Source organism: Streptomyces sp. NPDC052687 (assembly GCF_040678395.1).
Classification (GTDB): Bacteria; Actinomycetota; Actinomycetes; order Streptomycetales; family Streptomycetaceae; genus Streptomyces.
In genome coordinates this window covers 1-13891 of record NZ_JBFATR010000032.1, presented here as the reverse complement: position 1 = coordinate 13891, position 13891 = coordinate 1, and the positions used below count along the sequence as shown (strand labels likewise).

Sequence of the window (13891 nt, the reverse complement as noted above, 5' to 3'; positions counted from 1 at the left end):
CGCGTGCGTGGCGTCTTCCCTCGCCCCTGCCGCTGAGCCATGATGATCCGCCGTCAGCCGATTGCCGATCGTGAAGAGGTGAGGCGTGTGGCCGGGCTCCGCGCGGGCGAGGGAATTCTCCGCCGCAAACCCATCGAGCACATCGAGGAGACGGAGGTCGGTGAGGGCACCCGCCTCGACCGCTCTCTCGGCCTGGGCCAGCTGACCGCGATCGGGGTCGGCGGCATCATCGGCGCGGGGATCTTCACCCTCGCCGGCACGGTGGCCAACGGGACGGCGGGCCCGGCGGTCCTCGTCTCCTTCCTGATCGCCGGTGTGGCCAGTGCCGCGGCGGCGCTGTCGTACGCGGAGTTCGCGGGTCTGATCCCGAAGGCGGGGTCCGCCTACACCTACGGTTACGCGGTGCTGGGCGAGCTGGCGGGCTGGTTCATCGGCTGGGACCTGCTGCTGGAATACACGGCGATCGTGGCGGTGGTCGCGATCGGCATCTCCGGCTACTTCAGCTTCCTGGTCGGGGAGATGGGCGCCGATCTGCCGAACTGGATGCTGGGGGCGCCCGGCACCGGTGAGGGCCACCGGATCGATCTGTTCGCGGCGCTGCTGTGCCTGCTGATCGCGTATCTGCTGAATCTCGGCATCAAGAACGCGGCCCGGTTCGAGACGGTCGTCGTGGTGCTGAAGGTGCTGGTGGTGCTGCTGGTCATCGGCGTCGGCGTGTTCCACATCAAGACCGCGAACTACGACCCGTTCTTCCCGTACGGGGTGGGCGGCGCGTTCACCGGTGCGGCGACCGTGTTCTTCGCGGTGTTCGGCTACGACGCGATGTCGACCGCGGCCGAGGAGTCGAAGGACGCGCAGCGGCACATGCCGAAGGCGATCATCTACTCGCTGGCGATCTCGATGGTGCTGTACGTGGCGGCCTGCCTGGTGCTGACCGGGATGCAGCACTACTCGGAGATCGACAAGGAGAGCGGCTTCTCCACGGCGTTCAAGTCGGTGGGGCTGACCGGGCTGGCGGATGTGATCGCGGTCGGCGCGATCATCGGCATCCTCACGGTGATGTTCACCTTCATGCTCGGCGTCACCCGTGTCTGGTTCGCCATGTCCCGCGACGGGCTGCTGCCGCCGTGGTTCGCCAAGACCCACCCGACCCGGCACGTGCCGACCCGGGTGACCTGGATCGTCGGGGTGGCCTCGGCCGCCATCGCCGGGTTCCTGCCGATCGGCGAGGCGGCCGAGCTGACCAACATCGGCATTCTGCTGGCCTTCGTGGTGGTGTGCGTCGCGGTGATCGTGCTGCGCTACCGGCAGCCCGAACTGCCGCGCACCTTCCGCACGCCGTGGATGCCGTTCGTGCCGGCCGTGGGCGTCGTCTTCTCCATCTGGCTGATCACGTTCCTGCAGTGGCAGACGTGGGCGCGGTTCGCGGTGTGGTTCGCGCTCGGCCTCGTGATCTATTTCGCCTACTCGTACCGCCACTCCAAGCTGGCGCGCCGCCAGGAGGCGTCTCGCTGATCCGGCCTGCTCGACGAGACACCCCCTAGAGGGACTTCAGGAAGTCCAGGAGGATCCGGTTGTACTCCTGCGGCTTCTCCAGGTTCGGGTAGTGGCCTACACCGTCGATCGTCACCGAGCGGCCGCCGGGGGTGGCGGCGGCGAGCCGCTCGGCCGCGGCGAGCAGGTCGGCGGGTTCGAGGGTGCCGTTGACGGTGAGCACCGGGACGCGGACGTTGGACACGCGGGACCAGCTGCCGGTGGAGTGGACGAGCCAGTCCTTCTCGCCGGGTGCGTGCTTGGAGAGGGTGTGCAGGGCCATCTCGCGCAGCCGGCGCGCGATGTCCGGGTCGACGGCGTCGGCGGTGCGGTGTTCGCCGGGCAGGACGCGCAGGAAGGCGTTCAGCCAGCCCTCGATGTCGCCGGCGGCGAGTGTGCGGGCGTACTCGGCCTGGATGCCGCGGTGCCAGTCGTCGGTGTACTGCCAGTCGCCGGTCGCGGAGCCGCTGACGACCGCGGCGCGCACCAGGTCCGGGTGGTCCAGCAGGGTGTCGGTGGCGATGACCCCGCCCATCGAGACACCGACCAGGACCGCGGGGCCGGTGCCGAGCCGGCGCAGCAGGCCGGCGAGGTCGTCGGCCCAGCGGAAGGGCCGGGTGGCGTTGGCGGACCAGCCGTGGCCGCGTACGTCGGGGACGATCACCCGGTGCTCGGCGGCGAGGGCGGGGATCTGGTCGGCCCAGTAGCGGTGGTCGGTGAATCCGCAGTGCAGCAGGACGACGGGGTCTCCGGAGCCGGTGTCGAGGTAGGTGAGGTCGCCGTCGGCGGAGGGGAGGCGGCGGAGGTCCGCGGGAGCAGTCATGACAACCAAGGTGTCATCTGTGCGGGATTTTGACAACCGGGATGTCATGATGGGCGGGTGAACGAACCCGCGTCCCCCCTTCCGCCCGACGAACTCGGCCGTCGCCTCACCGAGGTGTTCGATCTGGTCGGCCCGCTCTACCGGCGCGTGCAGCGCAAGGTCGAGGAGGGTGAGGCCATCGAGGGCCTGTCCGTCGGGGTGCGGGCCGTGCTGGACCTGCTCCACAAGCACGGGCCGATGACCGTCCCCCAGATGGGCCGCGCGCAGGCGATCAGCCGCCAGTTCGTCCAGCGCATGGTCAACGACGCGGCGGCCCGCGGTCTGGTGGAGAGCATCCCCAACCCCGCGCACCGGCGGTCCTCGCTGATCCGGCTGACCGACGAGGGCCGGGCGGCGATCACCGCCGTCCTCGCCCGCGAGCACACGGTGCTGCGGGAGGTCGGCGGCGATCTGACCGGGGCCGAGGTGGCGGCGTGCCTGCGGGTACTCGGCGAGATGCTGAAGGTCTTCGACGGCGTGGACGTGAACTGATCGCGCGGGGGCCTACTCCCCCATCACCAGCCCGTCCTGCGCCGCGCCCCGGCTGAGCACCACGTCGCGGATGCGGTCGCGCACCCAGCGGACGTCGGCGCCCTGTGCGAGCGCCTGGTTGAGGTTGACGACCCGGCCGGCGTCGATGTCGAAGAGCTGCGGGACGAACTCGGCGCGGGTCACCTCCCAGCGTCCGCCGGGCCGGGCGGGCGGGGCGAAGGTGAAGCGGCCCACGGTGGACTGGTTGCCGCGCGGGTCGGGGGCGCCCGAGTGGTTGTACATCTGGCCGGCGACCTGGTCGCCCATGCCGTACACCACCCAGGTGCCGTTGACCTTCTCGTAGGCCTGCGGGACATGGGCGTGGGTGCCGAGGATCAGGTCGATGTCGGGGCGGCCCCGGGTGGTGGAGGCGGTGAGCGAGTCGGCGAGGGCGAGCTGCCCGCGGTCGGGCTCGTCCTGCCACTCGGTGCCCCAGTGCAGGGAGACGACGACCACGTCGGCACCCGCCTGGCGGGCGGCCCGCGCGTCGGCGAGGATGCGGGACTCGTCGATCAGGTTGACCGCCCAGGGCTGTCCGGCGGGCAGCGACCGGCCGTTGGTGCCGTAGGTGTAGGCGAGGTGGGCGACCCGTGCCGCGCCGGCGGGCAGGATCGTGACGGCCCGCGCCTCCGCCTCGGCGCGCGCCGTCCCGGCGTGCCGTACGCCCGCCCGGTCGAGGGCGTCCAGGGTGCGGCGGATGCCCTCGGCGCCGTCGTCGAGGCTGTGGTTGGAGGCGGTGGAGCAGCCGTCGTAGCCGGTGGCGGCGAGGCCCTGGGCGATCTCGGGCGGGGACTTGAAGACGGGGTAGCCGGTGTAGTCGCCGTTCGCGCCGTAGACGGTCTCCATGTGGCACAGCGCGAGATCGGCGCGGGCGACGACCGGGCGGATGCCGGAGAGCATCGGGCGGAAGTCGTGGCCCCGGCCGCCCGCGTCGAACCGCGCGCGGTCGATGATCGAGCTGTTCGGCAGGATGTCGCCGGAGGCGACCAGGGTGAAGCCGCGCGGGCCGGAGGCGGCGGGCGCGGCACGGCCGGACTTCGTGTGCTGTTCCTGGTGCTGGGCCTGGCAGGCGGCGGCCGCGGCGAGGAGCGCCGTCAGGGCGAGGGCCACCTGCCGTCTGCGTGCGATGCGAACGATCATCAGCTTCCCCAGTGCGGTCGTATTTACCCACGAATAGGTACGAAGCTGCGCGAGACGGCAAACAGTCCCAGGGGCCCCTTAACCCGTCCGGTGTGCGCGGTCGGCCGCTCCCGGCGGCGCCGGGAACCGTTCGTCGTACCGTTCGCCGACGCGTTCGACCGTCCGTCGCAGATCCGTGTGCGTGCCCTGTGCCGCGACGGCGCCCTGCGATGCCATACGGCCATGACGGCCGGAACCACTCTCACCCACGGGACGACGACCGCCGAGCACGAGCTCGCCGCACTGCAGCGGGAGCACGGCCGGCCCCTCTTCGCGCTGCTGCTCCGGCTCTGCGACGGCGACCGGCAGCGCGCCGAGGACCTGGTCCAGGAGACGCTGGTGCGCGCCTGGCAGCACCCCGAGGCACTGCGCGCCACGGACTTCGACTCCGTACGGCCCTGGCTGCTGACCGTGGCCCGGCGGCTCGCGATCGACGCCCGGCGGGCCAGGCAGGCGCGGCCGGCCGAGGTCGGGGACGCGGTCCTGGAGAACGCCCGGGTGATGTCCGACCACGCCGAGCGGGCCGCCGCGATGCTGGACGTCCGCGAGGCTGTGAAGACACTCACTCCGGAACACCGTGAAGTCCTGGTGCTCGTGTACTTCCAGGGGGCCAGTGTGGCGGAGGCCGCGCAGACCCTCGGGATCCCGCCCGGTACCGTGAAGTCCCGCGCGTACTACGCGCTGCGCGCCCTGCGTCGGGTGCTTCCGGGATACGCACCCGACCTGCGGTGAAACCGGCGGTCGAGTCAAACCTCCGTAAAGCGCCTTGCCGACACCCCCCGTTGAGTAATCGGCTGTCCTCATCCGTGCTTCCGGACGGGGACAGCTCCCCCGGGCCCGGGGTCGGGCGACGCGCACGCACCGGAGGAAGGCAGGAAGGGATGCAGCACAGAGGTCACCAGAGCACGGACGGTGCCGACGGCGGAGAACTCACCGTCCCCATGGCGTGGTTGTACGCCGAGTACATCGCCGACGAACTGCTGCGCCACGGCGATCTGATGCCGCCGACGTCGTTCGAGTTCCGGGCGGGCCGGGACGCGCTGGCGCTGACCGTCTTCCTGGCGGACACCGACGGCGAGCTGTCCGGCATCCGGGTCGTCACCCAGCTGGACACCTGGCTGTCCCTGACGGCGTACGACCAGCCGTGGCAGGACTGGGTGCGCGAGCGCATGGCGCAGCTCACCGCGCAGGCCGCCCGGCGGGGCGGGCCCGCGCCCGATCTGGAGCTGGCGGCGGCGGCCTGGCGCTGGCTGGAGGAGACGGAGCTGCTCGCGCCCGATCTGAACGCGGTGCCGGGCGGCGGGCCGGTGGGCGGCGAGACCGGTGAGTCCGGGGGGATCGGTGGAGACGAGGAGATCGGTGACATCGGCGAGCTGGGTGTGACCGGGGTGATCGGCGAGGAGGACGGGCCCAAGGTGTGGACGCCGGCGTGGCAGCTGGGGCTGCCGCTGGGGCATCTCGCCATCCACCTCTTCTAGTTCCGGCCGGCCGCGCCGGCCGCCCCGCCCCGGCCGCCCGGCCCGGCTCGTCCTCTCGTCCTCTCGTCCTCTCGTCTTCTCGTCCTCCGGTGTCTTCCGGAGAATTTTTTCCGGCCCGACCAATCCTCGGGCCCGGTGGCTCCGAATCACTCGGCCGCGATTGCGTCCGCGGCTTGAGTGATTCGCCCGTGCCGTGCGTACCGGTGGGTGCACGGACCCACCCCACCCCCACCCACGGCACGAGGATGCGGCATGTCCCTGGAAAGGCATCGCGACGTCGGCGCGTACGCGCTCGGCGTGCTGGACGAGGCGGAGGCCTTCCACTTCGAGGACCACCTCATGGATTGCCCCCGCTGTACGTCACATGTCGCCGAATTCGGGGCGGTGACACGGCAGTTGATGCTCTACCGGCGGGCCACCCCGCGGCTGGTGCACCCGGCGGCCCGGCCCGGCCCGCGGCTGCTGGACGCGCTGCTCGGGGAGGTGCGTTCCCGCCGCCGCGCCCGGCGCCGGCGCACGCTCGCCGCGGTCGCCGCGGCCGTCGTGGCGGCCCTGGCCGGACCCTGGCTCACGCTCACCGCCGTCGGCGGGAGCCCCGAGCGGCCGGCCCGGATCGCGGCGACCGACGACCGCTCCGGGGTCTGGGCCCAGGTGACCGCGGAGGACGCCGCGTCCGGCAGCCGGGTGGAGCTGAAGGTCAGGGACGGGGCGGGGCCCCGCATCTGCCGGCTCGTCGCCGTCGGCCACGACGGCTCGGAGCAGACGCTGGCCACCTGGGCCGTGCGGCGGCACGACACCGGCGAGACCACCGTGGAGGGCTCGGCGGCCCTCCACCCCGACCAGATCGACCACTACGAGGTACGCGCGGCGACGGGCGAACGGCTGGTGGTACTCGACCCACGGCCCTGACCCGTCCCCCATCGGGTCCCGGAAGCTGCCGGCGGTCCGGTGACGCCATGGGCGGCCGCGCCCGCAGCACCTCCTCCCGCACCCGCTCGCGCCGCGGCCCGTCCTGTCGTCACGGGACTTTCACCCGTACGGCCGTGCCGGTCGCCCCGTCACCCCGGCCGCCGGGCGGGCCGCGGGACACGGTGTGAGACTGCTGGGGGACGCGACCCGACCGCGCCCGCGGTCCCGGACGAGGGGAGAGACGGTGGCGACGGCAGAGAACGCCGGCGGTCTGCTGGAGGAGTTCCTCGCCGACCCGGAGACCCCCGCGCTCGACCTGTCCACCGCGGTGGCCCGCTGCTCCGCCGCGCTCGGCCTCCAGCACTCCGTGGTCTACCTCGCCGACCTCCAGCAGCGCCGGCTCGTCCCGCTGACCGACGTCGCCTCCGCGCTGCCCATCGACGAGTCGCTGGCCGGCTGGACGTACCGCACCCAGTCGCTGCGCGTGGAGGAGTCCGAGATCGGCGGGATGACGGCGTGGCTGCCGCTGGTGGACGGCGCGGAACGGCTGGGCGTGCTCGCCGTGCACCAGCCCGCCCTCACCCCGGCCACCCTGCGCCGCAGCCGCAGCCTCGCCACCCTGCTGGCGATGATGGTCACCTCCAAGCGGGCCTACAAGGACTCCTTCGTACGGCGGACCAGGACCGAGCCGATGCGGCTGCCCGCGGAGATGCTGCGCGCCTTCCTGCCGCCCCGCACCATCGGCACCACGCACGTGGTGTCCACCGCCGTGCTGGAACCCGCGTACGAACTCGGCGGGGACGCCTTCGACCACTCCCTCACCGAGACCACACTGCACGCCTCCGTCCTCGACGCCATGGGCCACAACCTCGCCTCCGGGCTGACCACCGCGGTGTCGCTGGCGGCCTGCCGCAACGCCCGGCGCACCGGCGCGGACCTGCCGGACCTGGTGAAGTGCGTCGACGACGCGCTGACGCAGTGGCTCCCGGACCAGTTCTGCACGGGTGTGCTCACCCAGCTGGACCTGGCGAGCGGCGTGCTGCGCTGGAGCAACTGCGGGCATCCGACGCCGCTGCTCATCCGGGACCACAAGCTGGTCGCGGACGCGATGGAGCGGGAGGCGGATCCGCCGATGGGCCTGCCCGCGCTGCTCGCCGGGCGGGCGCGGCTGAGCCACGAGATCGATCTGCACCCCGGCGACCGGGTGCTGCTCTACACGGACGGCGTCACCGAGGCGCGCACCCGCGACGGTGAGGAGTTCGGGCTGGAACGGTTCGCCGACGAGGTCATCCGCGCCACCGCCGCCGGTGAACTGGCGCCGGAGACGCTGCGCCGGCTGATCCACTCGATCCTCGACGCCCAGCCCGGACGGCTGCGGGACGACGCGACGATCGTGCTGATCGAGTGGTGGCCGCCGACCCTCTGAGCCGGACCGTGCCCACCCGCCCGCCGCCTGCCGTGCCGGCGTTGCGTGCGCACGCGCGGCGCCTACTTCAGCAGCCGGGACAGCCTTCGGTCCGCGAGCGGCTTGCCGCCCGTCTGGCAGGTCGGGCAGTACTGGAGCGAGGAGTCGCTGAAGGAGACCTCGCGGATGGTGTCCCCGCACACGGGGCAGGGCTCGCCGGTGCGGCCGTGGACCCGCAGGCCGCTCTTCTTCTCGGCCTTCAGCCGTCCGGCGGCCAGGCCCCGGGAGCGCTCGACGGCCTCGGTGAGGGTGGTGCGCAGCGCCTCGTAGAGCCGGGTGGTCTCCTCCGGGCCGAGCGACGCGGCCAGCTTGAACGGGGACATCTTCGCGGCGTGCAGGATCTCGTCGCTGTAGGCGTTGCCCACGCCGGCGATCAGGCTCTGGTCGCGCAGGGCGCCCTTCAGCTGCCGCCGCTCGCCGGACAGCAGGGCGGCGAGGCGGGCCTCGTCGAAGTCGTCGGCGAGCGGGTCGGGGCCGAGCCGGGCCACGCCGGGGACCTCGCGGGGGTCGTGGACGACGTACACCGCGAGCCGCTTCTGGGTGCCGGCCTCGGTCAGGTCGAAGCCGGCGCCGTTCTCCAGGGCGACCCGCAGGGCGAGGGGGCCCTTGCCGGGGCGGGGCGGGGCGCCGGGCAGGCTGTCCTTCCACTGGAGCCAGCCCGCGCGGGCCAGGTGGGTGACCAGGTACGGGCCGCCGTCCGTGGCCAGGGCGAGGAACTTGCCGTACCGAAGCACGGCGGTGACCTCGTGGCCCTCGACGGCGGTGAGCGGAGGGTCGTACGTCTTGAGGACGCTGATCGCGACCGGCAGCACCCGGACGATCTCGTGTCCCACCAGGTGCTCGGTCAGGAAGTCCTTCAGCGCTTCGACCTCGGGGAGTTCCGGCATACGTCCAGACTGCCACCCGGCACCGACGGCCTCACCCGGACCGGCCCCTCCCCCTCCCGCTCAGCCGCCCCCGGTGTGGTCCGGCACGGTGAACTCGCACCACACGCACTTGCCGCCGCCCCGCGCCTCCACGCCCCACACCTCGCTGAGCAGGTCGACCAGGAGCAGGCCGCGCCCCGAGACCCCGGAGTCGCCGGCCTCGCGGCGGCGCGGCAGGGCGCTGGAGGAGTCCTCGACCTCGACGCGCAGCCGGCGTTCGGGGCCGGCGAGGGCCCTGAGGGTGACGATCGCGGCGCCCTCGGTGTGCATCAGGGCGTTGGTGATCAGCTCGTCGGCGACGAGTTCGATCTCGTCGGCGCGGTCCCCGGCGCCCCAGGCGCGGGCGGCGGAGCGGATCATGTGCCGGGCGCCGGTGAGGGCCTCGGGGTCGCCGGGGGCGACGTGCTGCTGGAGGCGGCCGCCGGCCTGCGGGGTGTCCAGGCCGCGGCGGCGCAGCAGGAGCAGGGCCACGTCGTCGTCGCCGCCGCGTTCCTCGGCCGCCTCGATCAGCCGGTCGGCGAGTTTCCAGACGTCCGGGGGTCCGGAGGTGATCACTTCGGTGAGGGCCCGCATACCGTCGTCGAGGTCGGCGCCGGGCGTCTCGACGAGGCCGTCGGTGAGCAGCAGCAGGGTGTGGCCGGGGTCGAGTTCGAGGGTGCCGACGGGATAGTCGAGGCTGCCGAACTCGGCGGACAGGCCGAGCGGCAGGCCGCCCTCCACGGTGACCCGGCGGCAGCTGCCGTCGGCGGACCGCAGCAGCGGATCGATGTGTCCGGCGCGCACCACCTGGACCACGCCGGTGGCGAGGTCGGCCTCCGCGTACAGGCAGGTGGCGAAGCGGTCGGTGTCCAGTTCGTGCAGGAAGACGGAGGCGCGGGCCATGACGGTGGCGGGGGTGTGGCCCTCGGCGGCGTAGGCGCGCAGCACGATCCGCAGCTGGCCCATGACGGCGGCGGCGTGGGTGTCGTGGCCCTGGACGTCGCCGATGACGGCGCCGACCCGGCCGCCGGGCAGCGGGATCAGGTCGTACCAGTCGCCGCCGATGTCCCGGCCGAGGGTGCCGGTGGCGCTGCCGGAGCGGTAGCGCACGGCGACGTCGGCGCCGGGCACGCTGGGGATGGTGCGCGGCAGCATGGCCTGCTGGAGGCCGGTGGCGAGGTCCTTCTCCTGCTCGTAGAACATGGCCCGCTGCAGGCTCTGCGCGATGCTGCTGCCGAGCGCGACGAGGATGTCGCGTTCCTCGGGGGTGAAGCCGTGCCGGTCGTCGTAGAGCAGGCCCATGGCGCCGATGGGGCGGGCCTGGACGATGAGCGGCAGATAGGCGGCCGAGGTGATGGCGAGGTCGGTGATGTGCGGCCACAGGAGGGGGTAGCCGGCCGCGAACTCCTCGGGTGACTCGATGAAGCGGGGGCTGAGGGTGCGGACGACCTCGCTCATCGGGTACGGCTCGTCGATCCGGGTGACCTCGGTGCCGGGTACCCGGCTGCCCTTGGGGCCCTCGGCGATCAGCCGGATGCGGCCGGCCTCGATCAGGCCCATCACCAGGCTGGCCGCGCCCAGGTGGGTGACGCCGTCGGAGTCCTTGAGCACGTCGATGACGTCCTGGACGGTGCGGGCGTGGGCGAGGGCGGCGGCGGTGGCCTGGACGACGCTGCCCTGGTCCTGCCGGGGGTCCTCGGAGCCGCGCCGGGCGCCGCGCGCCTCGATCTCGCGCAGCTCCCGGGTGGCGTCGCGGACGATGCCGATGATCCGGCGCGGGCGGCCGGTCGCGTCGCGCCGGATGTAGCCCTGGGTGTGGGTCCAGCGCAGGCTGCCGTCGCGGCAGCGCATCCGGAAGTACGCCCCGTAGTTCTCGCTGCCGTCCTTGATGGCCTGGGCGACGAGGGCGTCCAGGCGGAGCGCCTCGTCCGTCGGGACCCGGGCGGACAGTGACTCCGGGTGGCCGTCGTACTCGTCCGGGCGCAGGTCGAAGACCTCGTGGGCCTGGGCGTCCATGTGGAACAGACCGGTGTCCAGGTCCCAGTCGAAGCTGCCCATGCGGTTGAGCGCCAGGATCGGGTCCGGGTGGGCGGGCCAGTCGTCCGGGAGTGACAGCGCGCTCGCTCCCCGATCAACCATGCGCCCACCTTGCCAGCATTCGACCGATTCTTCGACTTCTGTGACCACTTTGCCGCTCAACTGGGGCAACCCGTCCCCCTAGTCTGCTTCACTCGCTTGGGCCACACAGGCGGAGGGCACGATCACGGACGGTCACCTTTCGCGGTGCGGCACCAGAATGGAGGGAGAGGAGTGCAACGGCCGTGGACTGGTTCACCGCATCCGACTACTGGCTGAGCCGGCTGGTCTTCCAGCGGGCGCTGGCCGCCGTCTACCTGGTCGCGTTCCTGACCGCCGCCCTGCAGTTCCGGGCGCTGCTCGGCTCGCGCGGGATGCTGCCGATCCCCCGCTATGTCGCGCGGGTGCCGTTCCGGCAGGCGCCCAGCCTGTTCCAGCTGCACTACTCGGACCGCTTCTTCGCGGCCTGCGCCTGGACGGGCGTCGCGGTCTCGGCGGCCCTCCTCACGGGCGTCGACGGGTTGCTGCCGCTGTGGGCGGCGATGCTGCTGTGGCTGGTGCCGTGGGTGCTGTACCTGTCGATCGTCAACGTCGGCCAGACGTGGTACGGCTTCGGCTGGGAGTCGCTGCTGCTGGAGACCGGGTTCCTCGCGGTGTTCCTCGGCAACGACGAGGTGGCCCCGCCGGTCGTGGTGCTGTTCCTGCTGCGCTGGATCCTGTTCCGGGTGGAGTTCGGCGCGGGCCTGATCAAGCTGCGCGGTGACGCCTGCTGGCGGAAGCTGACCTGCCTGGACCACCATCACGAGACCCAGCCGATGCCGGGCCCGCTGAGCTGGTTCTTCCACCATCTGCCCAAGCCCCTGCACAGGGTGGAGGTGGCCGCCAACCACGTCACCCAGCTCGCCGTGCCCTTCCTCCTTTTCGCCCCGCAGCCGGTCGCCTCGGCCGCCGCCGCGCTGATGATCGTCACTCAGCTGTGGCTGGTGCTGTCCGGCAACTTCTCCTGGCTGAACTGGATCACCATCGTGCTGGCCCTGTCCGCGGTGCGGTTCCCCGCCGACCCGCCGCCCGTGCCGGACGCCCCGCTGTGGTACGTGGTGGTGGTGCTCGCGGTGGCCGCGCTGCTGCTGTTCCTGAGCTACCGGCCCGTCGCGAACATGGTCTCCCGCCGCCAGGTGATGAACCGGTCCTTCGACCCGCTCCACCTGGTCAACACCTACGGCGCGTTCGGCAGCGTCAGCCGGGTGCGGTACGAGGTGGTGGTCGAGGGCACCGCGGACGCCGTGCCGCGCGAGGACTCCGACTGGCGGGAGTACGAGTTCAAGGGCAAGCCCGGCGATCCCCGGCGCTGGCCGCGCCAGTTCGCGCCGTACCACCTGCGGCTGGACTGGATGATGTGGTTCGCCGCGCTGTCGCCCGCCTACGCGGGGACCTGGTTCGGCGCGCTGGTGGAGCGGCTGCTGGAGAACGACCGCGACACCCTGAAGCTGCTGCGCCGCTCCCCGTTCCCGCCCGACGAGCCGCCCCGCCACATCCGCGCCCGGCTGTTCCGCTACCGGTACACCACCTGGCGGGAGCTGCGGGAGACCGGCGCCTGCTGGCACCGCACCTATGTCCGGGAGTTCCTGCCGCCGACGCGGCTGGCCGAAGCCGCCCGGCGGCCGTAGGGGCGGGTGGCGGTCCCCGCGAGGACGTGGTGGGGCGGGGCCGCGCTCGCCGTACCGCGCCGGATCACCTCGGGTGCCGGCCGGGCTCGGGGGCGTCGGCGGGCAGGGGGCGTCACCGGTCAGAGGGCGTCACCGGGCGGCAGGGGTGCGTCACCGGGCAGGGGGGCGTCGGCGGGCGGCAGGGGTGCGTCACCGGGCAGGGGGGCGTCACCGGGCGGCAGGGGTGCGTCACCGGGCAGGGGGGCGTCGGCGGGCAGCAGGCCGGTGGTGCGCGCTTCCTGCCAGAAGGCCGCCGGGACGGGGCCGCGGAACTGTGCGGCGCAGTCGTCGACCTCGGCGGCGGAGCGGGCGCCGACGAGGACGGCGGTGACGGCCGGGTGCGCGGCGCAGAAGGCCAGGGCAGCGGCGCGCAGGGTCGTGCCGTGCTCCTCGGCGAGCGCCTTCAGCCGCAGGGCGCGCTCCAGCAGCCGAGGGGGCGCCTGGGCGTAGTCGTAGGTGGCGGTGGGCTTCGGGTCGGCCAGCAGCCCGGAGTTGAAGGGGCCGCCGAGGACGACGGCCGTGCCGCGGTCGGCGGCCGCGGGCAGCAGGTCGGTGAGGGCGCTCTGGTCGAGGAGGGTGTAGCGGCCGGCGCACAGCACCACGTCGACGTCGGTGTCGCGGACGAAGCGGGTGAGCATCGCGGTCTGGTTCATGCCCGCGCCGATGGCGCCGACGACGCCTTCGGCACGCAGCCGCTCCAGCGCCGGGTAGCCCTCGCGGAAGGCCTGTTCGGCGTGGTCGTCGGGGTCGTGGAGGTAGACCGTGTCGACGCGGTCCACGCCGAGCCGTTCCAGGCTGGCGTCGAGGGTGCGGCGGATGCCGTCGGCGGTGAAGTCCCAGACGCGGCGGTGGGTGGCGGGGACCGCGAAGCCGTTCGCGAGGTCGTCGCCGGTGCCGTCGCAGGGCTCCAGGCGGCGGCCGACCTTCGTGGACAGGGTGTAGGCGTCGCGGGGGTGTGCGCGCAGGGCGGCGCCGAGGCGGCGTTCGGACAGGCCGAGGCCGTAGTGCGGGGCGGTGTCGAAGGCACGGATGCCCTGCCGCCAGGCGGCGGCCACGGCGGCGTACGCCTCCTCGTCGGTGACCTCCGTGTACAGGTTGCCGAGCGCGGCGGCGCCGAAGGCGAGGGCGGCGCTCATCGGGCCGCCGGGCGCGGGCGCAGACCGTGCATGCCGCCGTCGACGGCGAGCGCGGTGCCGGTGGTGGCGCCGGACAGCGGGCTCGCCAGGTAGGCGATGGCGCCCGCGGCC

At 73.1% G+C, this 13891-nt stretch carries 12 protein-coding genes and 1 pseudogene; 7 read left to right on the top strand and 6 right to left on the bottom strand.

Translation table 11 applies throughout. The annotated features are described in order from the left end of the window. Positions 1-87: 87 nt before the first annotated feature. On the top strand, positions 88-1515 hold the full coding sequence (locus AB0K92_RS23135) for an amino acid permease (RefSeq protein WP_365925707.1): 1428 nt from the start codon (positions 88-90) through the stop codon (positions 1513-1515). A 25-nt stretch (positions 1516-1540) separates the two neighbouring features. Here AB0K92_RS23135 and AB0K92_RS23130 read toward each other — a convergent pair whose 3' ends face one another. Next, positions 1541-2356: an alpha/beta hydrolase gene (locus AB0K92_RS23130; protein ID WP_365925705.1), complete on the bottom strand. Its 816-nt coding sequence runs from the start codon at positions 2354-2356 to the stop codon at positions 1541-1543. A 57-nt stretch (positions 2357-2413) separates the two neighbouring features. On the opposite strand from AB0K92_RS23130, the gene AB0K92_RS23125 reads away from it, so the two are divergent. After that, positions 2414-2887, top strand: coding sequence for a MarR family transcriptional regulator (locus tag AB0K92_RS23125; RefSeq protein WP_166003784.1), 474 nt, complete (start codon positions 2414-2416; stop codon positions 2885-2887). Between the two features lie 12 nt (positions 2888-2899). Here the strand turns inward: AB0K92_RS23125 and AB0K92_RS23120 are convergent, their stop codons facing one another. Beyond that, complete coding sequence (locus AB0K92_RS23120) at positions 2900-4066, bottom strand: CapA family protein (protein ID WP_365925703.1); 1167 nt, start codon at positions 4064-4066, stop codon at positions 2900-2902. Positions 4067-4288: 222 nt separating this feature from the next. On the opposite strand from AB0K92_RS23120, the gene AB0K92_RS23115 reads away from it, so the two are divergent. The 4 genes from AB0K92_RS23115 (at position 4289) to AB0K92_RS23100 (ending at position 7918) form a co-directional block, all read left to right on the top strand. Beyond that, positions 4289-4837 carry a sigma-70 family RNA polymerase sigma factor gene (locus AB0K92_RS23115; protein WP_365925701.1) on the top strand — a complete coding sequence of 183 codons (549 nt, stop codon included), beginning with the start codon at positions 4289-4291 and terminating at the stop codon, positions 4835-4837. Between the two features lie 149 nt (positions 4838-4986). Beyond that, positions 4987-5583, top strand: coding sequence for a hypothetical protein (locus tag AB0K92_RS23110; protein ID WP_365925699.1), 597 nt, complete (start codon positions 4987-4989; stop codon positions 5581-5583). 252 nt (positions 5584-5835) lie between these two features. Beyond that, entirely contained in the window at positions 5836-6492 is a 657-nt protein-coding gene (locus tag AB0K92_RS23105; RefSeq protein ID WP_365925697.1) for a zf-HC2 domain-containing protein, read from the top strand. Positions 6493-6736: 244 nt separating this feature from the next. Then, on the top strand, positions 6737-7918 hold the full coding sequence (locus tag AB0K92_RS23100; RefSeq protein WP_365925695.1) for a SpoIIE family protein phosphatase: 1182 nt from the start codon (positions 6737-6739) through the stop codon (positions 7916-7918). Between the two features lie 62 nt (positions 7919-7980). Here AB0K92_RS23100 and AB0K92_RS23095 read toward each other — a convergent pair whose 3' ends face one another. Together AB0K92_RS23095 and AB0K92_RS23090 are read right to left on the bottom strand one after the other, a co-directional pair. Further along, the gene (locus AB0K92_RS23095) at positions 7981-8844 is read right to left on the bottom strand and encodes a DNA-formamidopyrimidine glycosylase family protein (protein WP_365925693.1); all 864 of its coding nucleotides are present in this window, start codon (positions 8842-8844) and stop codon (positions 7981-7983) included. A gap of 60 nt (positions 8845-8904) precedes the next feature. Continuing rightward, the gene (locus tag AB0K92_RS23090) at positions 8905-11001 is read right to left on the bottom strand and encodes a SpoIIE family protein phosphatase (protein WP_365925691.1); all 2097 of its coding nucleotides are present in this window, start codon (positions 10999-11001) and stop codon (positions 8905-8907) included. 182 nt (positions 11002-11183) lie between these two features. Between AB0K92_RS23090 and AB0K92_RS23085 the strand changes: the two genes are divergently transcribed. Next, a complete protein-coding gene (locus AB0K92_RS23085) occupies positions 11184-12605 on the top strand; it encodes a lipase maturation factor family protein (protein WP_365925689.1) in 1422 nt (473 codons plus the stop codon). 119 nt (positions 12606-12724) lie between these two features. Here AB0K92_RS23085 and AB0K92_RS23080 read toward each other — a convergent pair whose 3' ends face one another. Both AB0K92_RS23080 and AB0K92_RS23075 read right to left on the bottom strand, forming a co-directional pair. Beyond that, the gene (locus AB0K92_RS23080) at positions 12725-13780 is read right to left on the bottom strand and encodes an aldo/keto reductase (protein ID WP_365925687.1); all 1056 of its coding nucleotides are present in this window, start codon (positions 13778-13780) and stop codon (positions 12725-12727) included. Beyond that, positions 13777-13891, bottom strand: a pseudogene (locus AB0K92_RS23075) (short-chain dehydrogenase); the annotation flags it as partial. The pseudogene AB0K92_RS23075 and the gene AB0K92_RS23080, both read right to left, overlap by 4 nt.